At 29.7% G+C, this 864-nt stretch carries 1 protein-coding gene; it reads left to right on the top strand.

From position 1 onward, the window contains the following. A partial coding sequence (locus D8836_RS11030; RefSeq protein ID WP_142999087.1) for a helix-turn-helix domain-containing protein occupies positions 1 to 815 on the top strand: 815 nt, incomplete at its 5' end. Positions 816 to 864: the final 49 nt, after the last annotated feature.

The following is an 864-nucleotide window of genomic DNA, read 5'->3' as shown; positions in this document are numbered from 1 at the left end:
CTATTGATATTTATGATGTTTTCATAAAAAAAGAAATTATCCATACAAGTTTTTCTGGTTTGAATAATTTCTATTCCCTTTATTTATCTTATTTAGTTACAGCAAACGGTGAATGTTTTAATCCTTATCAAAATCTTTCTTCAAATTCACTTTTTACTATAAATACAAAAAATTCTAAAGACTATAGGTTTATACTTCACAAAAATTCTCCTTATTTAGGAATCGGTATAAATTTCAATCAGTCCATGATAGAGCAATGCCTGTCCTCTTATAAGAATAAAGTCTGTAACTATGAAGATTTATTTTTTAATACCAGCATTATAATAAACAAGCCTTTAGAAAGAATCGCAAAAGATATCCTTAATTGCAAGATGGCATCTCCTGCTGCTGAAATCTTTTTTGAGTCAAAGGCAAAGGAATGGTTAAGTATTACAATAGACTCTTTTTTAAATAAGTACAGCAATCCACTATCTATTGCCGATGATGAGGCTTTGAAAAATGTCGCCAATTATATAGACGATCATTATGCAACATCTATCTCACAGGATACTTTAGAAAAAATATCCACTATGAGCGGCACAAAACTAAAAAAGTTATTTAAGCAAAAATATCAATGTACAATTACAGAATATACTCAAAGACGGAGAATGAATATGGCGGAATTACTCCTACTGAACTCTACCCTTAAAATTCAAGATATAGCAGAGGCTGTAGGATATTCCTCTCACAGTAAATTTAGTACATGCTTCAAAAAATATAAGGGATTTTATCCCAAAGACATAAAAAAATATGCGAAAAATAATCTTTCTGATTAAATACATAAGGATTTAACTTTGGGGACGGTTGAGTTAGACCTTATTGGAA

The organism is Streptococcus mitis, from assembly GCF_003942995.1.
GTDB classification, from domain to species: Bacteria; Bacillota; Bacilli; order Lactobacillales; family Streptococcaceae; genus Streptococcus; species Streptococcus mitis_CV.
The sequence above is the reverse complement of the archived record's forward strand: the minus strand, read 5'-3'. Positions and strand labels throughout refer to the sequence as shown.